Genomic DNA, 4251 nt, shown 5'->3' with positions numbered 1-4251 from the left:
ATGTGCAAGAAGCATTTCAAACGTTTGCCAATCAAACCAAAAAGGGCATTTTTGCCTGGGGTGATGACAAACGGCTTCGCGAATTAAAGGCCAACGTTCCGATTTATTATTATGGTCTTCATGATACGGATGATTTCCAAGCGGTTGATGTCAAACGAACGACCAGCGGGTCAAGTTTTGACGTGACCTACAAGGGCAAAAACCTTGGTAATTTCTCGGTACCGCTGTTCGGCGAGCATAACATTTTCAACTCGTTAGCCGTGATTGCGGTTGCTTATTTCGAAGACGTTGATCTTGATGAAATTCGTAAGGAACTTCAAACATTCCAAGGGGTTAAGCGTCGATTTGCCGAGCGTACAATTGCCGGGATGACGATTATTGATGATTATGCGCATCATCCAACTGAAATCAAGGCGACAATTGATGCTGCCAGACAGGAATACCCAAGCAAAAAAATTGCGGTCGTCTTTCAGCCACATACCTTTAGTCGAACAATTGCGTTAATGGATGACTTCGCCAAGAGTTTGAACTTAGCCGATGAAGTCTTCTTAACGTCCATTTACAGTTCACCTCGTGAAAGTCACGGGAAGGTTTCCAGTGAAGATCTGGCAAAAAAGATTACCAAGGGTGGCCGAATTCTTTCCGTCGATAATATGTCACCATTATTGGACTATGACAATGATGTGGTCATTTTCATGGGCGCCGGTGACATCCAGAAATATGAAAAATCTTATGAAGATTTGTTGAGCCATTTAACCAAGAAAATTAATTAAGATATCTTTTAGAAGTCGTTATCCGAGTAAATTTACTTGATTAATGGCTTCTATTTGGTAGAATTACTTAACAGTATAAGTATAAATACTGCCAAATGTTTGTCGTTGTGCAATATTTGAACTTACAATTTAAAGGGGAGCGGATTGAATGAACAATTATCCAAATGAACAACAGGAAGCTCGCAGAGTTGTGAATAATGCTGCTGGGCTGAATGCCTTCTTAACTAGAATGTATGGCTGGATGAGCTTAGCCGTTTTGGTATCTGCCGCCACAGCTTTTCTCGTTACCGGATCCGTTACTGGTGGAATGGCGACTTATATTGCCACCCATCAAGGGATCATGTGGATCGGGATGATTTTATGGTTCGTCATGCCATTTGTCGTTTCCATGCAGGCACTTAAGCGGCCAACGTTAGCGTTCACCGTGTTGATGCTGTATGCAATCCTAAGTGGGTTTGTGTTTGCAACAATTGCCTGGGCATATACAGGCGCTTCAATTGCGGCTGCCTTTGTCTCTGCTTCGGCCATCTTCATCACGATGACAACGATCGGATTGGTGACTCATAAGAATCTGGATCGAATAGGTGCGCAAGCATCAGCTGCCTTAATTGCGCTGATTATCGCGATGATCATTAACATGTTCCTGCGCAGCTCGGCGATTGCATTTGTCTTCTCGATTATTGCGGTATTGATTTTTACCGTCTTAACGGCTTATGATACACAAAAAATGAAGCAAATGTACAATCAGTATTCGGGCAGTGGTCAAATTTCAATGAACGGATTAGCCGTCTTTGGTGCCCTTCAACTGTACTTGGATTTTGTCAACCTGTTCTTGCAGTTGTTGTCAATCTTTGGTAACAGCAGCGACCGTTAATCTATAAAACCTCAGTTACAATGAACGATTAACCATTTCTGGTTGATCGTTTTTTAGTTTCTGTCGTGGTAAAATTAGATTAACAGTTTTATTCAGAGGAGAACTTATGACTAATAAATTATTATTGATTGATGGAAACAGTATCGCGTTCAAAGCTTTCTACGCCTTGTATACGGCCATGGACAAATTTACCAATCCCTCTGGCCTCCACACCAGTGCCATTTATGGCTTTAACCGGATGCTGGATAAAGTGTTGGATGATGAACAGCCGACCGATGTTTTGGTTGCTTTTGATGCCGGCAAGGTCACTTTTAGGACCAAGATGTTTGCTGACTACAAAGGTGGCCGGGCTAAAACGCCGACTGAACTGTCGGAGCAATTCCCGTTTATCAAGGAATTGGTGAACGATCGGGGAATTGCCACTTACGAACTGCCTGATTACGAAGCTGACGACATCATTGGAACGCTGGCCAAACAAGCCGAAGATTCCGGTGATTACGAGGTTGTCATTGTGACGGGGGATCGTGATTTAACACAACTCACTTCTGATAAAACAACGGTTCAAGTGTCTAAAAAAGGGGTTACCGAGCTGGAAACCTATACGCCAAAGCACGTAGAAGAAAAGCTGGGGGTTAAGCCAAGCCAGATTATTGAAATTAAAGGGCTTAAAGGCGATAATTCCGACAATTACCCGGGGGTTGAAAAAGTTGGCGATAAAACGGCGCTTAAGCTGATCCAGCAATTTGGGACGATTGATAATCTTTATCAAAATATTGATGATGTGTCCGGTAAAAAGTTGAAAGAACATCTGATTCAAGATGAGGATCAGGCTAGACGGGCTCACAAACTAGCAACGATTAACCGGGAAGCCCCGATTACCATTTCATTGGCCGACTTAAACTATAAGGGCGACGATATTGATAAGCTGACAGATTTCTATGAACGGATGGGCTTTAAGTCATTTTTGGCTAAACTTTCGGTTGACGATAATGACCATTCAGAGGATCAGTCTAAAATTGAGTACACCGTTTTGACGAAGGATAATCTGTCAGAATTGGATCAGTTTAAAGACGAAGTCTCCTTTCATTTGGAAATGTCCGAGGAAAATTATCACATCTCGCCATTAATTGGTTTTGCGGTGGGCCAGGGAGATCACTGGTACGTGACAAATCAGCCCGAACTGTTAAAGGATCCTCACGTGAGTCGGTTATTGACTTCTGAAACCGTTAAAAAGAATCTATTCGACGCTAAAAGAACCTTTGTTGGGCTTTATCGACAGTCAATTATTCTAAAAAACGTTGATTTTGATATGCTGCTGGTCTCTTATTTGCTTAATACAACTAATAATAGCAATGATGTTGGGACCGTTGCGCATCTGCATGGCTTTTACAACATCAAAACCGACGAAGAAGTCTATGGCAAGGGTGCTAAACGGCGGATTGATGCCCAATCACCAGAATTTTTAGCGCATATTGTTCACAAAGCCAAAGCGATTGATCAACTTCATGATGATATGTTCAAGGATCTGGATGAACATAACCAAACCACGCTCTATCGTGATATCGAAATCAAAATTGCGTTTGTGCTGGCGAAAATGGAAATTAACGGAATTAAGGTGGACGCCGGAACACTTGAAGCGATGGGAAGCAAGTTCAAGGAACGGATTGCCGAGATTCAGCAGACCATTTACCAGGAAGCTGGGGAGGAGTTCAACATTGGGTCTCCAAAGCAGCTTGGCAAGATTTTATTTGAAAAGTTGCGGTTGCCTATTTTGAAAAAGACCAAGACCGGGTATTCAACCTCAGTCGATGTTTTGGAAAAATTGGCACCGGACGCGCCGATCGTTCAAAATGTGTTGGACTACCGCCAGATTGCTAAATTACAATCGACTTATATCGATGGGTTGCTCAAAGTGATTCATAAAGATGACGGCAAGGTGCATACCCGCTACCTGCAAACCTTGACACAAACTGGTCGGTTGTCGTCAGTAGACCCGAATTTGCAAAATATTCCGATTCGAACTGAGGAAGGCCGCTTGATTCGTCAAGCTTTCGTACCAACACAACCAGGTTGGCAGATTTTTTCATCTGATTACTCTCAGATTGAACTTCGGGTGTTGGCATCAATTACGGGTGATCAAAATATGCAGGAGGCCTTTAAAGAGGGAGAAGATATTCATGCGACAACTGCGCGGCGAATCTTCGGTCTGCCCTCAAACGAAGCCGTCACCCCTGAATTACGACGTCAAGCAAAGGCAGTTAACTTTGGAATTGTTTACGGCATTAGTGATTTTGGCTTATCTCAAAATACTGGTATTACCCGTAAACAAGCCCACCAATTTATTGAACGGTATTTTGAAGAATATCCGGGCGTTAAGAAGTACATGGATGATATTGTCAAATTTGCCCGCAACCACCGCTATGTTGAAACAATTGCCCATCGGCGCCGTTATCTGCCGGATATCAACTCCAAGAGCTTTAATCTGAGATCATTTGCTGAACGGACGGCAATGAATACACCGATTCAAGGCAGTGCGGCCGATATTATCAAAATTGCCATGATCAATATGAACGAAGCAATTAAAGATATGAAAACGAAGATGCT

General features: G+C 42.8%; 3 protein-coding genes. All 3 read left to right on the top strand.

Annotated features, from left to right (window positions below):
- Window positions 1-773: glutamate ligase domain-containing protein (locus AB3112_RS08760; protein WP_367334309.1), on the top strand; the 773-nt coding region annotated here is incomplete at its 5' end.
- Between the two features lie 148 nt (window positions 774-921).
- Entirely contained in the window at window positions 922-1647 is a 726-nt protein-coding gene (locus AB3112_RS08755) for a Bax inhibitor-1/YccA family protein (protein WP_057910443.1), read from the top strand.
- A gap of 106 nt (window positions 1648-1753) precedes the next feature.
- A partial coding sequence (polA, locus tag AB3112_RS08750; RefSeq protein WP_367334308.1) for a DNA polymerase I occupies window positions 1754-4251 on the top strand: 2498 nt, incomplete at its 3' end.

Source organism: Lentilactobacillus sp. (genome assembly GCF_040773105.1).
GTDB classification, from domain to species: Bacteria; Bacillota; Bacilli; order Lactobacillales; family Lactobacillaceae; genus Lentilactobacillus; species Lentilactobacillus parabuchneri.
The sequence above is the reverse complement of the archived record's forward strand: the minus strand, read 5'-3'. Positions and strand labels throughout refer to the sequence as shown.